This is a genomic window from Myxococcales bacterium (assembly GCA_016720545.1).
Classification (GTDB): Bacteria; Myxococcota_A; Polyangia; order Polyangiales; family Polyangiaceae; genus JAAFHV01.
In genome coordinates, this window is record JADKKK010000002.1 from 618,587 (window position 1) to 636,866 (window position 18,280).

The following is an 18,280-nucleotide window of genomic DNA, read 5'->3' on the forward strand; positions in this document are numbered from 1 at the left end:
GCTCTCCTACTTGTTCACGATTTTGAGGCCTCGAGCGATGAGTGGCTGAAGTGGGGTGATGTCGGCGATGGCCGCCCCCTCGGTGTAGAGGTACTTCAGCTTCGTGTGCTCGCGGAGGGGCGAGACGTCGGTGACCAGCGTGCGGCGCAGGCTGAGCCGTTCGAGCTTCTTCAGGGCGGCGAGCGGCTTGATGTCGCTCACCTCGGTGTCGTCGATCTCGAGCTCCGTGAGGTTCACGAGCTTCTCGAGCGGCGCGAGATCGCGCACACGTGTGCGCCCGAGGTCGAGTCGATCGAGGAGCACCATCTTCTCGAGCGGGCGAAGATCGCTCACGTGGTTGATGGACACGCGCAGGGTCTCCATCTTCGTGAGGTGCGCGATGGGCGAGAGGTCCTCGAGCTCGCTCGGCCCGAGGAACAGGTCCTTCAGCGCGGTGGTCTTCTGAAAGACGCACGAGTCGAGGGTGTTGGTCGGGGCCTTGATGAGGTTCAGCGACCGAATCGTCGCGAGCTCCGAGGTCTTCACCGGCTCGCCAGGCTTCTTGCCGAGCTTCCGGCGGATCTCGTCGGCGAGGCCCTGGTCCTTCGTGTCGAGCTCCGGCCCGTTCGTGCAAATCACCGGCGCCTTCGGCTTGAGCGGCGTGGGTGCGCTTGGGGCCGCGCTCGGGGCCGCGCTCGGAGCGGCGCTGGCGGGCTCGGCCGAGGGCTTCGCGCTCGCCCCCTTCTTGGGGGGATCGTCGCAAGCGGCGACGGCGACGGCGGCGAACGCGGCGAGCGCGACGGGCGCGACGGGCACAGGGAAGACGAAGGGCCACGTGGCGAGACGCATGCGCATGCGGGCACTCTATCGGGCGCGCGGCGTTCCTTCAACGGGGCCAGCGACGCCCGGAAGGACGAGACTTTCGTCGGCCTCGAGGGTAGCTTGGCGGGCAATGAGCTTCGACGTCGAGAGAGTCCTCGGAACCGAAACCTTCACCCCCGCCGAGGCGGAGGCGATGCTGGAGATCGCCTACCTGACCGGCGCCGCGAACGGCAGCCTCTCGCGCGACGAGCTGCGCTCGTTCCGCCGGCTCGCGCACACCCTCGCCGACCGCACGGAACACGACACCCCGGCGCCCGGCAAGCTCAACGTCGAGCACGCCGTGCCGCCGCTCGAGGAGCTCCTCGAGAAGTACGAGGCCGCGAGCGAGGGCGTCGAGCTCTCGGTGCGACTCGCCCAGCTCGCGAAGGTGCTCGATCGCGACGAGGCGCGCCGCGCGGCGTACCGCGCCGCGTATGCGCTCGCCATCTCCGACCTGGAGTCCAATGAGCACGAGGAGGAGCTCGAGGCCGACCTCGCGACGGCGCTCGGCCTCCTCGACGAGGTGCAGGAGCTCCGCAACAGCGTGCTGGGCGCGGTCGACGGCGAGCCGATCGAGTAGTCCCTCCCGCGAGGGGCCACAAACGCAGAAGACGGGCTCGGGGATCCCCCCTGCCCGTCTCACGTGCGGCGCGTACGACGCTTACTTGGCGGCGGCGGCGGTCTCGGCCTGCTTTGCGCGCCACGCGGCCAGCTTCTTCGTGCGGCGCTTCTTCTGCTTGTTGCGAACGGGGGGGTCTTGCGGGGTCGACATGCGCCGGGACCCTACACAAGGTCGTGCCCGCGAGCAAGCGGGACGCCGCGCGGGCGCTCGGACGCGCCCACGCGAGGTCAGCGCGGGAACGTCGGCATGTGCGCCGAGCCGTCGTCGGGGTTGGCGGCCTCGATGAGCCTCAGCCAGGCCGCGATTTTCTCGTCGGCCGCGCTGTCCCAGGACATGCGGGCGAAGCGCTGGAGGAGCTGTGGTGTGTGATCCCCGCACCGGGTCTTGTCGCCGAACGCCGCGCGCGCGCGGTCGAGCTCGAGGGCGGCGTCCGCCATGCGGTCTTGGGTGTGCGCGAGCCACGCGAGCGTGAGGTGCCGATGCTGGCGCGGCTCGGCCTCGTCGAGCACGATCTTCTCGCAGTCGCGGATCGACCGCTCCGCGTCGGGAGAGGCCTCGGCGAGCGCCACCTGCGCGAGCAAGAGCCTCGCCTCCAGGTCGCCCCACGGATCCTGGAGGCGCTCGAAGATCTTGGCGGCCACCTCCGCGTGCGCTCGGGCGGCGCGAAAGTCGTCCACGTCGAGGGCGATCATCGCGAGGAGGCGCTCGCAGGCCGCCTCGCCGCGGGGGTTCTGGAGCTCGCGGAACGCCGCGCGCGCCGCGAGCGTGCGCGTGCGCGAGGCGTCGAGCTCACCCGCGCGGTGATCCGCGTGGCCGAGCACGACGTCGCACTGCGCGAGCCCGAGCCGATAGCCCATCGAGTCGAAGGCGTGCCGCGCCTCGACGAGCAGCGCTCCGGCCCGGCGGAAGCCTCCCACGGCGGTCTCGATCATGGCGAGCAGGATGAGGCACTGCGCGAAACCGAGCGAGTCGCCGACCGCCTCCGACCGCTCGCTCGCCTCCCCCAACACCGCACGTGCCCGCGCGTGTTCCCCGAGCAAGTAGTCGATTTCACCAAGAACGACGAGGGCTTGCGCGTGTCCGCGTGCATCGCTGAGCTCCTCGAACCGCGAGAGCGCGAGCGCGACCTGCGTGCGGCCCTGGGCGGGCGCACCTTGGTCGGACGCGAGGTGCCCGAGGAGCCGCAGCGCGTGCGCCTCGCGCGCCTTGTCGCCGGCCTGCTCGAACGCGCGGCGCGCGGTCTCGGCCTGCTCGCGGGCCTCTTCGAGGCGACCGATGTGGCGGAGGGCCTCCGCGCGCCAGTAGGCGTACTCAGCCGCCGCGCCGCCCGTGACGCGCCCGTCGAGGAGCTGAAGATCCCTCAGTGTCGCCGTGGTGTCTCGACCGCGCGCCCACGCGCCTTCGATGAACCGGAACATCAGGCGGGACGCCACGTCGTCGTCGCCGGCGCGCAGCAGGTTCCGCACGCGGTGCTTCATGATGCGCCGCGAGCCGACCTCGGGGTGCTTCGCCAGGGCGTTCGCGGCGAGGCGGAAGATGGCCGGCGAGTCGTTGCGCTCCACCAAGCGTCCGAGGAGGTGCTCCTGCAGCAGCGCGTGCGCCCAGCGGAACTGATCGTTGCCGCTCGCGAGGAGGATCTGCGCCCGAGTGAGAGCGACCAGCGCGTCGCGCGCGTCCATCCCGAGCGCGCCGACGAGCGCGCGCAGCACGATGCCACGAATGTCGTCGCCGAGGGCCGCCGCCGCATAGGCCGCGAGGCGGAGGTCCGTGGGCACACCGCGGAGCCGCTCGTCCCACAGCTCGGCGGTCGTGATCGCGCGCCCTCGAAGCGCGGCGTCCGGCACCCGGTAACGGCCGCTCTCGAGCTTCAGGTAGCCACCTCCAGCCCAGGCGTGCACGAGCTGGAGCGCGAAGAGCGGATTGCCGCGGCTCTGCATGGTCGCCGTGACGATCGCCTCGTCGGCGAGCGGGAGCGTCGCCTTCAGCAGGTAGCGCGTCTCGTCGGCCCCGAGCGGGCGGAGATCGAACACCTTGCCGCGCCACTCGACGCGCATCGCCTCCATGCGCAGCGCGGTGTCGAGGTCGGTCTCCAGCGCCTCGCTGCGCGCCGTGGCCAGCATGACGAGACGGAGCTTCGGCGCCTCGCGGCGCAGGCGCGAGAGCATGTCGAACGTGTTGTTGGAGGTGAGGTGGAGGTCGTCGAACCAGATGAGGATCGGCCGCTCCTGGCCGATGCGCTCGAGGACGCGACGCACGACGACCCAGCGCAGCTCCGGTGTATCCAGAACGAAGCGCTTGCCGGATGGGCCCACCGGGGGCATCTGCCCCGGCGCCGTCGGGCGGAGCCACTCGGCCGTCGCGGCTACCCACGAGAGCTCGTCGTCGTCGTCCTTGTCGACCTCCCACCGGTCGATGAGGGTCTGCTCGACGGTGTCGCGATCGACCCCTTGGAGCGCGAAATAGTTGTTGATGGCGCCCGTCAGGCCGTCGAGCGGAGAGGGCGTGCGGCCGTAGCGCGCGCGGAGAGGCCACATGAACCCGCGCTCATGCACCTGCTCGCACACCCACTCTGCGAGGCGGCTCTTGCCGACCCCTGCCTCGCCGATGAGCACCACGAGGCGCTGCGGCGGTCCGCTGCCCGAGCACACGCTCCCCACGATGTCGAGCAGCTCCCGGCGCTCCTCTTCGCGGGCGACCATCGGTGACGGGCGCAGCGAGAGGAGGCCCGGGGCGAGCGAGCGCGCGGCGGTGATCGCGCGCCCCACCTCCTGCGACTGCGATGCCGACGAGGGCGCCGCCGGCGGCGTGCTGGCCGCCGTCGCGACGAGGGTCTCCTCCATGGAAAAGGCGTGGCGCGGCCGGAACTGCGCCCACACCCGGCGGGCGTCGGCCGCGAGCTCGAACCTGTGCCATGGCCGCTTCGCGAGGAGTCGCTGCACGTAAGCGGCGACCCCCGCGGGCACGCCCTCGGGCAACATCGGCGGCGGTACCGCCGTGCGCTTGTGGGCGCGGAGCACCTCCTGCGCCGTGCCCTCGAACACCTCTTTGCCCGACAGCACGCGGTAAAGGATGCACCCCAGCGCGTAGAGGTCGGTCGCCGGCCCGACCTGCGACGCGGACTTTCGGATCTGCTCTGGCGCCACCCAGCCCACCGTGCCCGCGCCGGAGTGCGTGGCCAGCTCGGGCTCCGGACCGCCATCGAGGCGCGGATCGTGCAGAGACTGGCGGAGCCACGCGAGGCCGAGATCGAGCACGTACGCGCGAGGCCCCTTCCCCGTCGTGGCGAGGTCCAGCATGACGTTCGACGGCTTCATGTCGCCGTGGATCACGCCGCGGGCGTGCGCGTGGGCGAGGCCCGCGAGGGTCTGATCGACGAGGCTCCAGATGACCGACCACGGCATCGTGGTCGTGTGCATCCACTCGTGGACGCTCCGCCCCGGGAGCGCGTCCATCACGAGGTACGGGGAGCCGTCCGCGAGGGTGCCGAAGTCGCGCGCTCGCACGATCGCTGGGTGATCCAGCGACGCGACGGCTCGCGCCTCCTGCTGAAACCACCAGCTCTCCTCGGCTCGGGTCGACTTCGACTCGTCGGGAGAGCGCAGGCGCTTCAGCGCCACGCGCTCCAAGGTGACGAGGTCCTTGCAGAGGTAGACCACCCCCATCCCGCCGCGCCCGAGCTCGCGGATGACCTCGTAACGCGACACGAGGACGGTCCCGATCTCGGACTTTTTGTCTTCGGTCGCCGCCGCCTTGGCCTTGTCATCACTCATGGGGAGCCGACTTCCTTCGTCGCATCACGGGCCCGCAGCATACGCTACGCGAGCCCGCCCTAGGCAAGGCCCTAAGCGCGAGCCCGCGCCCGCCGGGTCGCCCACGCAGTGCGGCGTCCAGGCCCCCGCCTCGCTGGGATCAGGCGCTCTTCGCCGCGCGCTTTCGCGGCTGAGGCATCGTGCGGAAGACGAGGTCCCACAGCGGCGACGAGACCCCGAAGCCACCCGCGTGGTCGAGGTGATGGTGCAGCATGTGGTGCTTACGGAGCGCCTTGCCGATCGAGCCGCTCAGCTTGAAGTGATGAAGCGCGAAGTGCGTGCCGTCGTACGCCAGGTAGCCGAGGCCGAAGCCGACGAAGAAGGGCTCGGCCACCGCGCCCATCGTGAGCGAGAAGAGCGTGAAGAAGCCCACGCCCATCGGGATGCTCGCGCCGAGGGGCATCACGAGGCGGTCCTTGTCGTCCGGGAAGTCGTGGTGGACGCCGTGGATCAGAAAGTGGAAGCGGCGCCAGAACGCCGAATCGCGGACGAAGTGGAACACGTACCTGTGGAGCACGTACTCCGCGAAGGTCCAGAAGAAGACGCCGCCCACGACGAGCGCTGCCATCGGCAGCGGCGCGACCTCGTGACGCACGATCGCGCGGCCGAGCAAGAAGCACAGCACGGGCAGCCAGAACACGAACGGTGTGACCGGGTTGATGCGCGAGAAACGCTCCACCAAGTCACTCTCGAACATGCGCGTCGTGGTGGGCCGTGCGTCGTCTTTCGTCGCCTGCATGTGTCCTCGCCTGGGGCGCGTCGCCCGGTACGTTCGGCCGGCACACTAGTGCGCGCGCCGTACACGTGCAACCCGCAGAAGCACGATTCTCTCGGCAAATACCGCGTATTTCGTTGCGCACCGGAACGCAAAAAAGACGCGAGAGGGCTCGCGCGTGTCGCGTCCGTGCGGCTCGGGGCGCCGCGACGCGCGGAGCTCGCCGGCGCTGCGGTGCGGCCCCGAGCCCGCAGGCTCGCCTCTCGTGCCCCGCGCGCGTCGGCGGAGTGAGGCATCGTGACCTCGCTGGGCGCTGAAATACGCCCCTCTCGCGCTTTCACGCTTGACGTCAGGTCGGAAGTTGTAGAGTACAGGGTCTCCACATGGCCGAGCAAGACAGGTTCGCAAGAGCGGTGGTGTCGGTAGCCCGAGGGTTCGGCAAGATGGGTCGCGAGCGCGCCCGTGCCGGCGAGGTTACCCCCCAGCAGGCAGAGACCCTCCAGCTTATCGCGCAGCGCGGTGCGCTCTCGACATCGACCCTAGCGACGCTGCTCGGGATCGACCCGTCGACGGCGAGCCGCAACCTCACGGGGCTCGAGCGCGAGGGCTACATCACGCGGAAGAAGGGCACGAGCGACGGTCGCCAGACCGACGTGCGCCTCACCCCGCGCGGCAAGCGCACGGCCGACGCCGTGACGGCCGACTCGCAGCGCGCGCTCGGCGCGCTCGTCGAGAAGCTCCCGCGAGCCGACCGCGCTCGCGTGATCGAGGCCCTCGAGGTGCTCGCGAAGGTGCTCGAGTCCGAGGGCTGACCGACCACTCCAGCGCGAAGCGCGGCGGCGAGCGTGGCGACGGCGTGGGGAGCGCGCGCGGGGGGCCACCACGAGGCGTCGGCGCGTCACCGGTCGGCGAAGCTCGCGCCGAGGCTGCTCAGCCGCCGCCGGGGCCTGCGTCCGGGGCGACCGAGTCGATCCCGCTCACGCGGGCGAGCTCGGAGAGCGCGATGTTGTAGTCCATGAGCGCCTGCACGTGCGCGACGCGGGCGCCGATGTAGAAGCGCGTCGGCTCGATGAGGTAGCGCTCATCCTTCGTGCCGAGGTCGATCGCGTCCCGCACGCTGGAGAGCCACCCCTTCGCGAGGTGCTCGTTGCGCGACCAGGCCTCTTCGCGGACCTTCGCCTCGTTGACGGCGCCGTAGGCGGTCTCGACCTCGACGGCGATGCCACCGAGCGCGAGGCGCTCGAGGGAGCGAGTCTCCTCGAGGAGCGACTCGCCCTGAACGAGCCTCGCCTGGTTGGGCAGGACATCGAGCCCCCAGCGCACGCCGAGCGCCGCGCCCCACCCGAAGCGATTGAACGGGTCGAGCACCCACGCGGTGGTCTGCTGCGTGGCGTTGGGCGCGATGAGGTAGCTCGCGTTCATGCCGAGATAGATGTCGGGGAAGAAGCGCGCCTGCGCGACCTCCGTGAGCGCGCGCCGTGCGGCGACGCCGGCGCGGGCGTAGTTGACCTCGGGTCGAAACAGGCGCGCGGCCGCCAGGTAACGCACCACCGGCCGCACCGGCACGTCGGGCCGCTTGAGGGGCTCGTCGGGCACGTCGAACTGGGTCGCCACCCCCGTCAGGAACCGGAGGGCGGCGAGCGCGATGGTCTCGCCGCGCCGCGCGTCGCCCGTCCGCGCGATGAGCTCGTCCTTGTAGAACTGGAGCCGAAGGCGATCGACCTCGTCGTACCCGCTGTCGCTCTTCTCGAGGTGCTCGTTGATCTTGTCGAGGCCCTTGTCGACCCCCTTGAGCGCCTCGTCGGCGATGTAGAGCGCGTCGCGGGCGAGCAGCAGGTTGAAGTACGCCCGGCGCACGTCGAAGCGCACCTGCTGGCGAAATTTCTCGAGGTCCCACTCACCGGCGCGGATCTGCGCTTCGGCCGCGCGCCAGTATCCCGTGATCTTCCCGAACGTGTAGAGCGGGAGGCCGCCGTTCACCGAGAACTGAAAGAACGGACCGAACGACGTGTTGAAGCTCGGGTTCAGGAGCACCGACTGGGTCGCCCCGTAGTACGGCGTGCCCCCGAGCGGAGGGATGACGCCGATCGTCGCGTTCGCGCTCCAGCCCTGGAAGAAGGGCGTCCACTTGGCCTCGTCGAGCTGGGCGTGGAAGCTCGCGAGGCGCGCGCGCGCCGCCCACAGGTTCGGGTGGTTGCGCTCGGCCAGCGCGAGGCACTCGGGGAGCGAGTAGACGTGCACCGCGCGCCGCACGACGACCGCGGCGGACGCGGGCGCTGACGGGGGCACCGTGGGCACGGGAAGCCCCGCTGGGCCCGTGGCGGCCGCTGGGAGCCTCCCAGACGCGTCGGCGGCGGGGGTGGCGCTCACACCGGGGACCACCGCGCTGGCTCGCGCAGCGGGCGCAGAGGGCCCGGACGAGGGTGCCGCGGTCGCGCTCGCTGGCACCAACACCCCGACCGTCAGCGCGAGGATGTACGCACGTGTGGGCAGGATGAGGACCATCGCGTCGCGTCCTTTAGCACGAGCGCGCGCCGTGCCGAACCCCGGGCGGGGGCGCGCCTTCACGAGCCGCCGGTACGCGTCAGGATGGGGCCCTCGTGCCGAAACACGGCGACGCGACGCCCGCCCTCTCGTTTCGCGTCGCTCAGCGCCGCCGCCGCCGCCCGCAGAAGCTCCCCGCGTGTGCGGACCTCGCGCCCCGGGAAGAGCGCGACACCCATCGATACGGCGACGGGCACCTGGCGACCGAGGGGAGTCGAGAAGGTCTGTGAGCCGACCGCCTCGAAGACGCGCTCAGCGACCGTCATGGCGCCCCCGAAGTGGGTGGCCGGCAGGAGCAGCAGAAAATCGTCGGCGCCATACCGCACGACCACGTCGGCGTGGCGCACTCCCGCGCGGACGCCCCGCGCGACCTGGACGAGCACCGAGTCGCCGAAGGCCCGGCCGTGCACCGCGTTGTGTTGGCGCAGCCCGTCGACGTCGACGAGCACGCAAGCGAGCGGCTCGTGGCGCCGCTCTGCCGCCTCGAACAGATCGGGGAGCCGGGCGTGGAGGTATCTGAACCCGTAGACGCCGGTCATCGGGTCGATCAGCGAAACGAGCTCGAGCTCCGCGCGCGCCCGCAGCCACGCCGCGTGGGCGCGCTTGAGCCGCAGCATGGCGTCGATCTGAGAGAGCAGGGAGGTCTCCTCGATCGGCTCGTCGAGGCAGGCGTCGGCGCCCGCGAGGACGCCCTCGAGCCTGCCCGCGCCGTCGCTCGCCATCACGAGGAGCATGACGGGCACGAAGCGTTCGTCGCCGAGGCCCCTCAGCGCGCGGCACAGGCTCGGGCTGTCTGCGATGACCACGTCGACGCCTCCCGCCTCGACGCGCGCGCGCGCGACGGCGGCGTCCCCGTGCGCCTCGGCGGTGTACCCCACCTCCTCCAGCTTCGCCGCGAGCGCGCTGCGCGTGACCGCGTCACGGGCGAATACGCCGATGCGCGGCGGCTCGCCGCTCACGTGGCGCCCGCCGCGAGGAGCTTCCGGGCCAGCGCGCTGACGCCGCGGCGCTCCACCGCCGAGAGTCCGACCCACGCGAAGGACGCGTAGTCGCCTGCGGGGCCGAGCGGTGGGCCGTCGAGCCGCGCCGCGAGCACCTTCACCACGAGCCTCCGGTGAGACAGCACGTGGACCACGATGCCACAGTCCCGGCAGTCGCCCAACGAAGTCGCCAAGAGCGCCGCGAGCGCCGCGGCCCCGCTGCCCTCGTCGTCGCTCGCTCCGAGCGCCGCGCTCGGGGGCTCCCACATGCCGCCGAAGCGCAGCTCGGGGAGCCGCTGCCCTAGCAGGCGCTCCCCCGCGGCGTTCGTCGCGACGAGGGCGACGCGCCGCTCCTCGCGTGGGGGCGCCTTCTTCGCCGAGCGGGGCAGCTCGCCCTCCAGGCCCCGCGCGCGCGCTTGGCATGCGGCGGCGAGCGGGCAGCCCGGGCAGGCCGGCTTGGGGGTGCACACCGTCGCCCCGAGCTCCATGAGGGCCTGGTTCCACTCGCCGGGCACGTCGCGGCGGAGCTCGCGCCGGGCCACCGCCCAGACCTCCGCGCTCCCCCGGGTGCTCTTGATGTCGCAGGTCAGCGCGAAGACCCGGGCCAGCACGCGCGCCACGTTGCCGTCGACCAGCTCTGTCGGCTCGCCGAACGCGATGCTCGCGACCGCGGCCGCCGTGTACGGGCCCACGCCGGAGATGGTCCGCAGCTCGTCGCGCGACGACGGAAACCGGCCCGCCGCCGCGATTTCTCGGGCGCCCTTGTGGAGCATGCGCGCGCGCCGGTAGTACCCAAGCCCGCTCCACGCCGCGAGCACCTCCTCCTCGGGGGCCTCAGCGAGAGCGCCAACCGTCGGAAACAGCTCGAGAAACCTATGGTAGTAGGGCACCACGGTGTCCACGCGGGTCTGCTGGAGCATCACCTCGCTCAGCCAGACCGCGTACGGATCGGGGGCGGCGCGGCGCCACGGCAGCGCGCGGGCCGACTGGCGGTACCAGGCGAGGAGCGGGGCCCCGATGTCGGCTGCGTCTGGCGGTTCACCTTGCGCCGCCCGCTCGACGTGCGCAGGTTTGCGTTCGGCGCGGGCTGACGGTCCGTCGCGCCTGGTTCTGTTCGTCACCACCGCTGCGCTCCCTCGCGCTCGCCGCGCGCTCGCGACCCCCTCGAGGCCCCATGTCCGCTCGCCGCTCGAAGCCCGGTACCGCCGCCGTCCTGTCGTTCCTCATCCCGGGGGCCGGGCAGATCTACAACGGCGCGTTCCTGCGCGGCATCTTCTGGCTCCTCGTGACGCCGGGGCTGTGGCTCGGCTCGGGCGGCACCCTCGGCTGGATCTGCCACGTCCTCAGCGCCTACACGGCCTACACGTACGCGCGAGACCGCTAGCCTCCCGCCCGGGCGGAGGCCAGCAGCACCATGACGAGTCGTTTCCATCGTTTGGGCGAAGACCGGGAGCCCGTCGGCGAGGCGGGATACGAGGTGCCGATCGGGCCTCACCGCGTCAAGGGCGTCGCCGAGTAGAGCAGCGTGAACGGCCCCTGGTTGCCCGACTGGTGGCCGTCGACGTGCACGAAGTAGGTGCCCGCCTCGACCGTGGTCTCGATCTTGGCGTGGTGCTCGTCGCCGGAGTCGTTGTTGCACTGAAACTCGCTACCACGCGGCGCGCCGCCTTGGTCGAGGCACGTGCGACGCAACGCGAGCACCCCGTCCCACGTGGGCGTCGCGAGCTCGAGCTTGATTCGGCTCCGCCGCGCGACGACGATCTTGTACATGCGGTCGGGGCTCGCCTGCCCCTGCTGCGGTCCCGCGCAGCTGATGGTGAACTTGTCGCCCGCGCCCGCCGTCGTGCCCGAGGTCGTCTGGCCGGAGCGCAGCTCGGGGGGGGTCTTGCAGGCGCCCTCTTGCGGCCCCACCTCGCCCGTCTTGAGCTCGAGCCGGAACTTGCCGAAGCTCTTGGCGTCGCGGGCGTCGACGATGAGAAAATACGTACCGGGCTGGACCACCTGGTCGAGCGTCGTGCCGCACGCGAGCTGCGTGCTCGCGTCGGCGCAGCTCCGCGCGAGCGCGAGGACATGCGAGCCCTCCTGGCCCACGATCCGAGCGCGGAGGCGCGAGCGCTTCGCGATGTCGACGCGGTAGACCACATCGGCACCGCCCGGCGAACCGCACTTCGCCGCGAGGTCGTCGCGCGCGAGGAACGTGTCGCCGTCGATCATCGCGTTCTGCGAGCTCGCGATGGGGGCTGCGTCGCCGCAGCCGTCGCCCGCGACGCCGCTGCCGGCCTCGGCGCCCACCTCGGCGCGGAGCGTGAAGCGACCGCCCTTCTCCGGCGAGGTCGCGTCGGCGAAGACCGCGTACTGACCGGGGTCGAGCACGTTCACGAAGGCGGCGTCCTCCGACTCGATCGAGTCGGAAGAGCACCCCACCTCCGTGTCGGCCTCGGCGCACCGCTTTCGCACGTGGACCACCGGCGAGAAGTCGGAGTGCTCCGTGACTCGAACGCGCGAGCGCTGCGCGACGTCGAGGCGGTAGACCACGTCGGCGCCCTTCGCCTCTTCGCCGCACGTGGCGTGGGCGTGGTCGAACGAGGTCTGCGTGGACCCGGAGAGCTGGCTGCCGGCGGCGAGCGGCAGCGCGCGCTGGCACGCCTGCGCGATGGTGGGGACCTCGCGCGAGGTGACCGTCACGCGGAAGGTACCCTCGGCCTCCTCATAGCCGTCGACGAACACGAAATACGCGCCCGCCTCGAGCACGGTGTCGACCTTGGAGGGGCGCATGTTGTTGCGACCCGAGGAGGGGCGGCCCTGCACGTCGTCGTTGCAGGCCACCTCCGACCCTGGCTCCGTGCACTCCTTCCGGATGTAGAGCACCGCGTCGAAGCGGGGATCGACCTCGATGCTCACGTGCTGGCGCGTGGGGACCTCGAGGCGGTAGACGATCTCCTTCGCGGAGGAGGTGCCACACGTGCCCTCGAAGTTCGCCTCGCCGTGCGCCGTCGAGCCGATGGTGACGCCGGGCCCGAGGGCCGCGGGGCTCTCGCAGGTGCCGCCGCCGCTCGCCTGCGCCGCCGCCGAGCCCGCGCCGCTCGGGCCACGCCCGCCGCGCTCGCCGCCGGACCACACCGCGCTCATGAACTCGCCGGAACCTTTGGACATTTTGACGACGAGCGTGTGCTTACCGGCCTGCTCTACGCACACGCTCACGACCGCCTCGACGTCGTTCGTGGTGTCGTGGCCTAGGGCCTTGCCCGCCGAGTCCTGGAGCTCCACGTCGAGGTCACGCGCGCCGTCGCTGCCGAGCGTGACGAGCGTGCTGCAGCCGAGCGGGAGATCGACCGTGAGCTTCGTGTCGCGCCCCTCGGAGAGGGCGCCGCGCTGGACCGGGCCGACCTGGCTCATGCCCATGGCAGCGAGCGTGTTGTGGACCGCCACGTAGCGCGCGAGCGGCTCGGCGCGTGGCGTGGCCCCGCACGCGCCGACGGTGGCCGATACGAGGACAACGCCGAGAGAGAGGCGCGCGAGGACGCCGACAGACGGGGGCGTGGGCATCAGCGGTACGGATTGTTCGAGATGTCGTCGGGGATGGGCTTGGTGGACTTGGCCGTGGCGCTGGGCGCGGGCGCCGCCTTGCCGGGCGTCGCCACACGCGTCCCCTTTCTGAGGGGCGTGGTCTCGGCGTGCGCGGGCGCCGGCGCCGCGGGCGCGGACGACGAAGATGCGGCCGCGACCGGCGCGCCGATCGAGGGTGCTGGAGCCACGGGAGCGGCCGTCGCGGACGGCGGCGCCGCTGCGGGGGTGGCGACCGGCGCGGCGCCGAAGGGGCCGGCCTTGGCCACGATCGCGACGAGCGCCCCGCCCGCGAGGCCGGCGAGCAGGATCGGCGCCCACTTGCGGCGCGCTGGCGGGGGCGGCTCGCTCGGGCTCGCCTCGGTGAGAGTCGACAGCGAGGAAGCGGAGACCGAAGTTGGCGCGCTGATGACCGGCCCCGACGCTTCGCGGATGGCCGCGCCGGACGGCGACGTGACCTCGAGCTGTGCGGCGGTCGGGGTGACACCGCGCGGCTCCGAGCGGTCCACGGCCTGCGGCCCCGAGGCCTCCTCGGCGCCCTGACGGCGGGCCACGCGGCTCGGCTCGCTGAGCGCGAGCCACGTCCGCACGGCCGTGCGCTGCTCGGAGATCTCGGCCCCCATGTGCGCTTCGAGACAGGCAGCCACGTCCTTGTGCGAGCCCACGCAGCGGACGGCGCGGCCCGCCTTCTCGAGCGCATCCGCGAACTCTGCCGCGGTGGCGAAGCGGTTCGCCGGATCGCGTTCGAGCGCTTTCATCACCGCGGCCTCGACCCCTGAAGGGAGCGTAGGGACGATCGAGCGGAGCGGCGGCACCACGTCGTTCAGCACGCGGGAGAGCGTCTCGGCCTCGCCGTCGCCCTTGAAGAGGCGGCGCATGGCCAGCGCTTCCCAGAGCACGATACCGAGCGCGAAGACGTCGGCGCGACGATCGACGCCCTGCCCGCGCGCCTGCTCGGGCGCCATGTAGGCGAGCTTGCCCTTTAGTTGCCCCGTGCGCGTAGTGGTCAGGCGGGCCGCGGCGCGCGCCACGCCGAAATCGGTGATGCGAGTGGTGCCATCCACGCCGATCAGGATGTTCTGCGGGGACACGTCGCGGTGCACGACCTGGAGGGGCTGGTCGTGGTCGTCTTTGAGCTCGTGCGCGGCGTCGAGCCCCGCGAGCGCGTCGAGCGCGATGCGCACCGTGACCTCGGTGGGGAGCCTCGTCTGCTTCTGAGCGGCGCGCGCCAAGAGGTGCGCGACCGTGTCGCCCTCGACGTACTCCATGACGAGGTAGTAACCGCGGGCGCTCTCGCCCACCTCGAGGATCGAGACCACGTTCGGGTGGTGGATCCGCGCGGCGAGCCTAGCCTCGTCGAGGAACATGTCGACGAACTCTTGCTCGCGCTGCAAGTGCGGGTGGAGCCGTTTGATCGCGTAGAGGCGCTGAAACCCTGCCACCGAGCTGAGTCGCGCGAGGAACACGGTCGCCATGCCGCCGCTCGCGAGCTCGGCCACGAGCTCGAAGCGATCGAGACGTTCACCTTCGCCGTCGCTTGCCAGCAGCTTGGTCAGGGGATCCTCCGGGTTCCGCGCAAGCGCTTCCCCTTGTTCAGTAAACCACGGATCGGGGCATACGCCCAACCGCCTGTGCGTGGTCGATCGCCGATTCGCGCGCCGTCAGAAGCGCCCGGCGAGGCCCGCGCTCTGCCAGCCGATCATGAGCGTCGGGAGCCCGGCGCCCGATCGAACCGATGGGGTCTTGGGCCCCCAGTCTGTAAAAAAGAGGCCGATCACGCCCGTCGCGACGACGAGGCCGCCGGTGAACGCGAGGCCAACGTTGGTGCGGGTCTCCCCGGCGAGCCCGCTCTGGTAGAGCGGGCACTCGGTGCCCTGCCCGACGCAGCCCTGCCGCACCGCCTCCTTGCCCGGCGAGTCGATCGTGGCGACGCCCGAGATCGCGGTCGCCGCCCCCGCGGCGAGCGAGAGCCCCACGCCCACATAGAAGACCGCAGGCGAGAGCCCCGAGCGAGGAGCGGCCGGCGGCTCTTGCCCGACGCGGGGTGGCGCGCCGGGGACCGCCGGCGGCGGCGCCTTCGGTGCCACGGGAGGGGGCTCGATCGTCAGCTCGTCGCGGAGGCCCGCCTTTGCCTGGAAGCTCCGCTGCACGCCCCGGCCCTCTCCGAAGCCGAAGGTGAGCGAGTGCGGTCCCGGCTCGAGGTAGACGCTGAAGATGCGCGCATCACCAATGGAAACGACCTTGCCGTCGGCCGTGAGGCCGCACTCGGGCACGCACCGCACCTGCAGCTCGTGCAGCCGTCCCTTCGCGGCGCCGAGCACCTCGTTGGCGAGATCGCGCGTCTGCGCGTCGGCGGTGTATCGGCGCACGGCGAGATCGGCGAGCGTCGCGGCCCGCGCAAGCTGACCGGCCTTCTCCCGGGAGCGGATGGCGTTTCGGAGCACCTGAGAGCGCGGCGCGTCCCGGTACGCGTTCTCGAAGTGCGTGGCGGCGGCCTCGAACTGGTCGGCGAGGAACGCCCGGCGGCCGGCGTCGTACTCCTCTTCGGCCGCGCGGACGCGGTCCGGCGTGGGCAGGGGCTCGTCGGCGTGCACCGAGGGCGCGGCGAGCGCCGCCGCGGCGAGCGCCGCCGCGGCGGTCCAGGTCGCCGCGCGGGCGTTTCGCTTGCACCGCACGCGTGCACGCTCGGCGACGGGGCGAGGGCTCATCGATCGCAAGCGTGACGGAAAACCGACGGGCGCGTCAACCCTGTCCTCCGCTGGTGTCCGTCGGCGTCCACGGAGGCGTCACGTCATCTCGAGGAAGAGGCGATCGGGGTCCTCGAGGTAGGCAATGATCTCGTACGCGAAGGCCGCGCCCACGTGCCCGTCGACGATCCGGTGGTCGAACGACAGAGACAGGAGCATCACGTGGCCGATCACGATCTGCCCGTCGCGGACGACCGGCTTCTCTTTCATCTGATGTATCCCGAGGATGCCCACCTCGGGGAAGTTGATGATCGGCGTGGCGAAGAGGCCGCCCTGTGCCCCGAGCGAGGTGATGGTGAACGTCGACCCCGAGAGATCCTCGCCCTTGGACTTCCCCGCCTTCGCGTCGCCCGCGAGGCGCTCGATGTCGCGCGCGATCTCGAGCAGGCTCTTCCTGTCCGCGTTCTTGACCACGGGCACGATGAGGCCGGCGTCGGTGGAGGCTGCGATCCCGATGTTGTAGACCTTGCGATAGACAAGCTCGTTGGTCGACTCGTCGAGCGCGGAGTTGAGGATGGGGTGCTTCTTCAGCGCCGCGACCACGGCCTTCACGAAGAACGGCAAGAACGAGAGCTTCACGCCTGCGCTCGCAGCCTGCGCCTTCATGCGCTCGCGCAGGGCGCGCAGCGCGCCCGCGTCGCACTCCTCGACGAACGTGAAATGCGCCGCGGTGTGCTTCGACTGCGCCATGCGAGCGCTGATCTTGCGGCGCATGCCCGCGAACGGCACGCGCTCCTCGAGGATCGCGGAGCCGTCCGACAGCGACGCGATCTTCACAGGCTCCCGCGCGGCCGGGGCCTGCCCTGGCGCGGGGGCCGGGGCCGCAGCCGCGGGCGGCGTGGTGGCGAGCGCGGCGGGGCGCGCGGTCTCGATGACGCTCTCGGGCGCCGGGGCGCTGCCCGCGAATGCCTCGACGTCGGACTTGGTGACCCGGCCCTGCGGCCCGGTCGGCGGCACCTCGGAGAGGTTCACGCCGCGGTCGCGCGCGAGCTTGCGGGTCGCCGGCGTGGCGAGCGGCCGCTCGTTGAAATAGCTGGGGACTGCGCGCGGTGCGGGACCGGCTGCGGGCGCGGCTGCGAGCGCGGGCCTTCCCATGCCCGGGAGAGACTCGCGGATGTCGCCGACGGCGGTCGCCGCGGGGCCCTCGTCGGCCGCGGACGGATTGGGCCCGGCGCGGCCCGAGGCCGCCGACGCGACCAGCGATGGCCCGTCGAGCTCGAAGACCACCAGCACGGAGTGGACCGCCACGATCGCGCCCACCGCGCCCTGGGTCTCGACCACCAGGCCGGACCGCGGCGACGTGATGGTGACGGTCGCCTTGTCGGTCATCACCTCCACCATCGGCGCGTCCTCGGTGAGTACGTCCCCGGGCCGGCAGAGCCAGGCGACGATCTCGCCCTCCGTCACGCCTTCACCGATATCCGGAAGCTTGAATTCCCAGCGCGCCATGGTGTTCCTTCGACTCAGTAGTTCGCCGTCGCGACGACGGCCGGCAGAATGCGGTGGGCGAGCGGCAAGTAGTCCATCTCGAGGGTGTACGGGAAGGGCGTGTCGTAGCCCGTCACGCGGCAGGGGGGCGCCTCGAGGTGGAGGAACGCCTTCTCGTTGACGAGGGCGATGATCTCGGCCCCGAAACCGCAGGTCTTCGGCGCCTCGTGCACCACGACGAGCCGCCCCGTGCGTTTGACGCTGTCGAGCACCGTGTCGAGGTCGATCGGCCACAGCGTGCGGAGGTCGACCACCTCGCACGAGACGCCCTGCCGCTCGGCCTCGTCCGCAGCCGCGAGCGCTTCGTAGAGCATCGCGCCCCACGCGACGACCGTGACCGCGCGCCGGCCGGTCGCCTCGCGCACCACCTTCGCCTTGGAGAGCGGCACGACATAGTCGCCCTCCGGGACGTCGCCTTTGGCGGCCCTGTAGACCCGCTTCGGCTCGAAGAACAGCACGGGATCCGGATCGCGCAGCGACGCGAGCAGGAGGCCCTTCGCGTCGTAGGGGTTCGAGGGGCACACCACCTTCAGACCGGCGACGTGGATGAAGAGCGACTCAGGAGACTGCGAGTGGTAGAGGCCGCCTCGGATGCCGCCGCCGACCGGCGTGCGGATGACCATTTTCGCGGGATACTCGCCGCCCGAGCGATAGCGCAACTTCGCGAGCTCGCTCACGATTTGGTCGTAGCCGGGGAAGATGAAGTCGGCGAATTGGATCTCCGGGACGGGCAAGAGCCCGTAGAGGGCCATGCCGATCGCGGCGCCAATGATACCGCCCTCGGAGAGCGGCGTGTCGATGACGCGGTCCTCGCCGAACTCTTCGTGCAGGCCCTGGGTCACGCGGAACACGCCCCCGACCTTGCCGACGTCCTCGCCGAGCACGATGACGCGGTCGTCGGCGCGCATGGCGACCTTCAGGGCGTCGTTGATGGCGGAGACGAGATTCATCTGGGTCATGGGGTCGCCTCG

General features: G+C 71.6%; 14 protein-coding genes. 3 read left to right on the forward strand and 11 right to left on the reverse strand.

Annotated features, from left to right (window positions below; all coding sequences use genetic code 11):
* Positions 1 to 6 precede the first annotated feature (6 nt).
* Positions 7 to 834, reverse strand: a complete 828-nt coding sequence (locus IPQ09_06440; GenBank protein ID MBL0193854.1) for a leucine-rich repeat domain-containing protein — start codon at positions 832 to 834, stop codon at positions 7 to 9.
* Between the two features lie 97 nt (positions 835 to 931).
* Here IPQ09_06440 and IPQ09_06445 point away from each other — a divergent pair, with 97 nt between their 5' ends.
* Positions 932 to 1,420, forward strand: a complete 489-nt coding sequence (locus IPQ09_06445) for a hypothetical protein (protein MBL0193855.1) — start codon at positions 932 to 934, stop codon at positions 1,418 to 1,420.
* A 269-nt stretch (positions 1,421 to 1,689) separates the two neighbouring features.
* Here the strand turns inward: IPQ09_06445 and IPQ09_06450 are convergent, their stop codons facing one another.
* Both IPQ09_06450 and IPQ09_06455 read right to left on the reverse strand, forming a co-directional pair.
* The gene (locus tag IPQ09_06450) at positions 1,690 to 5,232 is read right to left on the reverse strand and encodes an AAA family ATPase (protein MBL0193856.1); all 3,543 of its coding nucleotides are present in this window, start codon (positions 5,230 to 5,232) and stop codon (positions 1,690 to 1,692) included.
* 139 nt (positions 5,233 to 5,371) lie between these two features.
* A complete protein-coding gene (locus IPQ09_06455) occupies positions 5,372 to 6,010 on the reverse strand; it encodes a sterol desaturase family protein (protein ID MBL0193857.1) in 639 nt (212 codons plus the stop codon).
* 359 nt (positions 6,011 to 6,369) lie between these two features.
* Here IPQ09_06455 and IPQ09_06460 point away from each other — a divergent pair, with 359 nt between their 5' ends.
* Positions 6,370 to 6,798, forward strand: a complete 429-nt coding sequence (locus IPQ09_06460; protein MBL0193858.1) for a MarR family transcriptional regulator — start codon at positions 6,370 to 6,372, stop codon at positions 6,796 to 6,798.
* A gap of 118 nt (positions 6,799 to 6,916) precedes the next feature.
* Here the strand turns inward: IPQ09_06460 and IPQ09_06465 are convergent, their stop codons facing one another.
* Genes IPQ09_06465 through mutY form a run of 3 tightly spaced genes read right to left on the reverse strand, consistent with a single transcriptional unit; the run spans position 6,917 to position 10,631 of the window.
* Entirely contained in the window at positions 6,917 to 8,491 is a 1,575-nt protein-coding gene (locus IPQ09_06465; protein ID MBL0193859.1) for a TolC family protein, read from the reverse strand.
* 59 nt (positions 8,492 to 8,550) lie between these two features.
* On the reverse strand, positions 8,551 to 9,489 hold the full coding sequence (locus IPQ09_06470; GenBank protein MBL0193860.1) for a diguanylate cyclase: 939 nt from the start codon (positions 9,487 to 9,489) through the stop codon (positions 8,551 to 8,553).
* A complete protein-coding gene (gene mutY, locus IPQ09_06475; GenBank protein MBL0193861.1) occupies positions 9,486 to 10,631 on the reverse strand; it encodes an A/G-specific adenine glycosylase in 1,146 nt (381 codons plus the stop codon). Before mutY ends, IPQ09_06470 begins: the two co-directional genes overlap by 4 nt.
* A gap of 53 nt (positions 10,632 to 10,684) precedes the next feature.
* On the opposite strand from mutY, the gene IPQ09_06480 reads away from it, so the two are divergent.
* Positions 10,685 to 10,894 carry a hypothetical protein gene (locus IPQ09_06480; GenBank protein MBL0193862.1) on the forward strand — a complete coding sequence of 70 codons (210 nt, stop codon included), beginning with the start codon at positions 10,685 to 10,687 and terminating at the stop codon, positions 10,892 to 10,894.
* A gap of 107 nt (positions 10,895 to 11,001) precedes the next feature.
* On the opposite strand, the gene IPQ09_06485 is transcribed toward IPQ09_06480, so the two are convergent.
* From IPQ09_06485 to IPQ09_06505, 5 genes are all read right to left on the reverse strand, one after another.
* On the reverse strand, positions 11,002 to 13,056 hold the full coding sequence (locus IPQ09_06485; GenBank protein ID MBL0193863.1) for a hypothetical protein: 2,055 nt from the start codon (positions 13,054 to 13,056) through the stop codon (positions 11,002 to 11,004).
* Positions 13,056 to 14,573: a serine/threonine protein kinase gene (locus IPQ09_06490; GenBank protein ID MBL0193864.1), complete on the reverse strand. Its 1,518-nt coding sequence runs from the start codon at positions 14,571 to 14,573 to the stop codon at positions 13,056 to 13,058. The genes IPQ09_06485 and IPQ09_06490 overlap by 1 nt, the downstream gene beginning before the upstream one ends.
* A 162-nt stretch (positions 14,574 to 14,735) precedes the next feature.
* The gene (locus tag IPQ09_06495; protein ID MBL0193865.1) at positions 14,736 to 15,782 is read right to left on the reverse strand and encodes a hypothetical protein; all 1,047 of its coding nucleotides are present in this window, start codon (positions 15,780 to 15,782) and stop codon (positions 14,736 to 14,738) included.
* Positions 15,783 to 15,860: 78 nt separating this feature from the next.
* Complete coding sequence (locus IPQ09_06500; protein ID MBL0193866.1) at positions 15,861 to 17,270, reverse strand: 2-oxo acid dehydrogenase subunit E2; 1,410 nt, start codon at positions 17,268 to 17,270, stop codon at positions 15,861 to 15,863.
* Positions 17,271 to 17,284: 14 nt separating this feature from the next.
* On the reverse strand, positions 17,285 to 18,268 hold the full coding sequence (locus tag IPQ09_06505) for an alpha-ketoacid dehydrogenase subunit beta (GenBank protein MBL0193867.1): 984 nt from the start codon (positions 18,266 to 18,268) through the stop codon (positions 17,285 to 17,287).
* Positions 18,269 to 18,280 lie beyond the last annotated feature (12 nt).

Bases quoted from the DNA above. Each gene is read 5' to 3' on its own strand.
- IPQ09_06440 (MBL0193854.1), bottom strand. From the start codon at position 834: ATGCGCATGCGTCTCGCCACGTGGCCCTTCGTCTTCCCTGTGCCCGTC.
- IPQ09_06445 (MBL0193855.1), top strand. From the start codon at position 932: ATGAGCTTCGACGTCGAGAGAGTCCTCGGAACCGAAACCTTCACCCCC.
- IPQ09_06450 (MBL0193856.1), bottom strand. From the start codon at position 5,232: ATGAGTGATGACAAGGCCAAGGCGGCGGCGACCGAAGACAAAAAGTCC.
- IPQ09_06455 (MBL0193857.1), bottom strand. From the start codon at position 6,010: ATGCAGGCGACGAAAGACGACGCACGGCCCACCACGACGCGCATGTTC.
- IPQ09_06460 (MBL0193858.1), top strand. From the start codon at position 6,370: ATGGCCGAGCAAGACAGGTTCGCAAGAGCGGTGGTGTCGGTAGCCCGA.
- IPQ09_06465 (MBL0193859.1), bottom strand. From the start codon at position 8,491: ATGGTCCTCATCCTGCCCACACGTGCGTACATCCTCGCGCTGACGGTC.
- IPQ09_06480 (MBL0193862.1), top strand. From the start codon at position 10,685: ATGTCCGCTCGCCGCTCGAAGCCCGGTACCGCCGCCGTCCTGTCGTTC.
- IPQ09_06485 (MBL0193863.1), bottom strand. From the start codon at position 13,056: ATGCCCACGCCCCCGTCTGTCGGCGTCCTCGCGCGCCTCTCTCTCGGC.
- IPQ09_06495 (MBL0193865.1), bottom strand. From the start codon at position 15,782: ATGAGCCCTCGCCCCGTCGCCGAGCGTGCACGCGTGCGGTGCAAGCGA.
- IPQ09_06500 (MBL0193866.1), bottom strand. From the start codon at position 17,270: ATGGCGCGCTGGGAATTCAAGCTTCCGGATATCGGTGAAGGCGTGACG.
- IPQ09_06505 (MBL0193867.1), bottom strand. From the start codon at position 18,268: ATGACCCAGATGAATCTCGTCTCCGCCATCAACGACGCCCTGAAGGTC.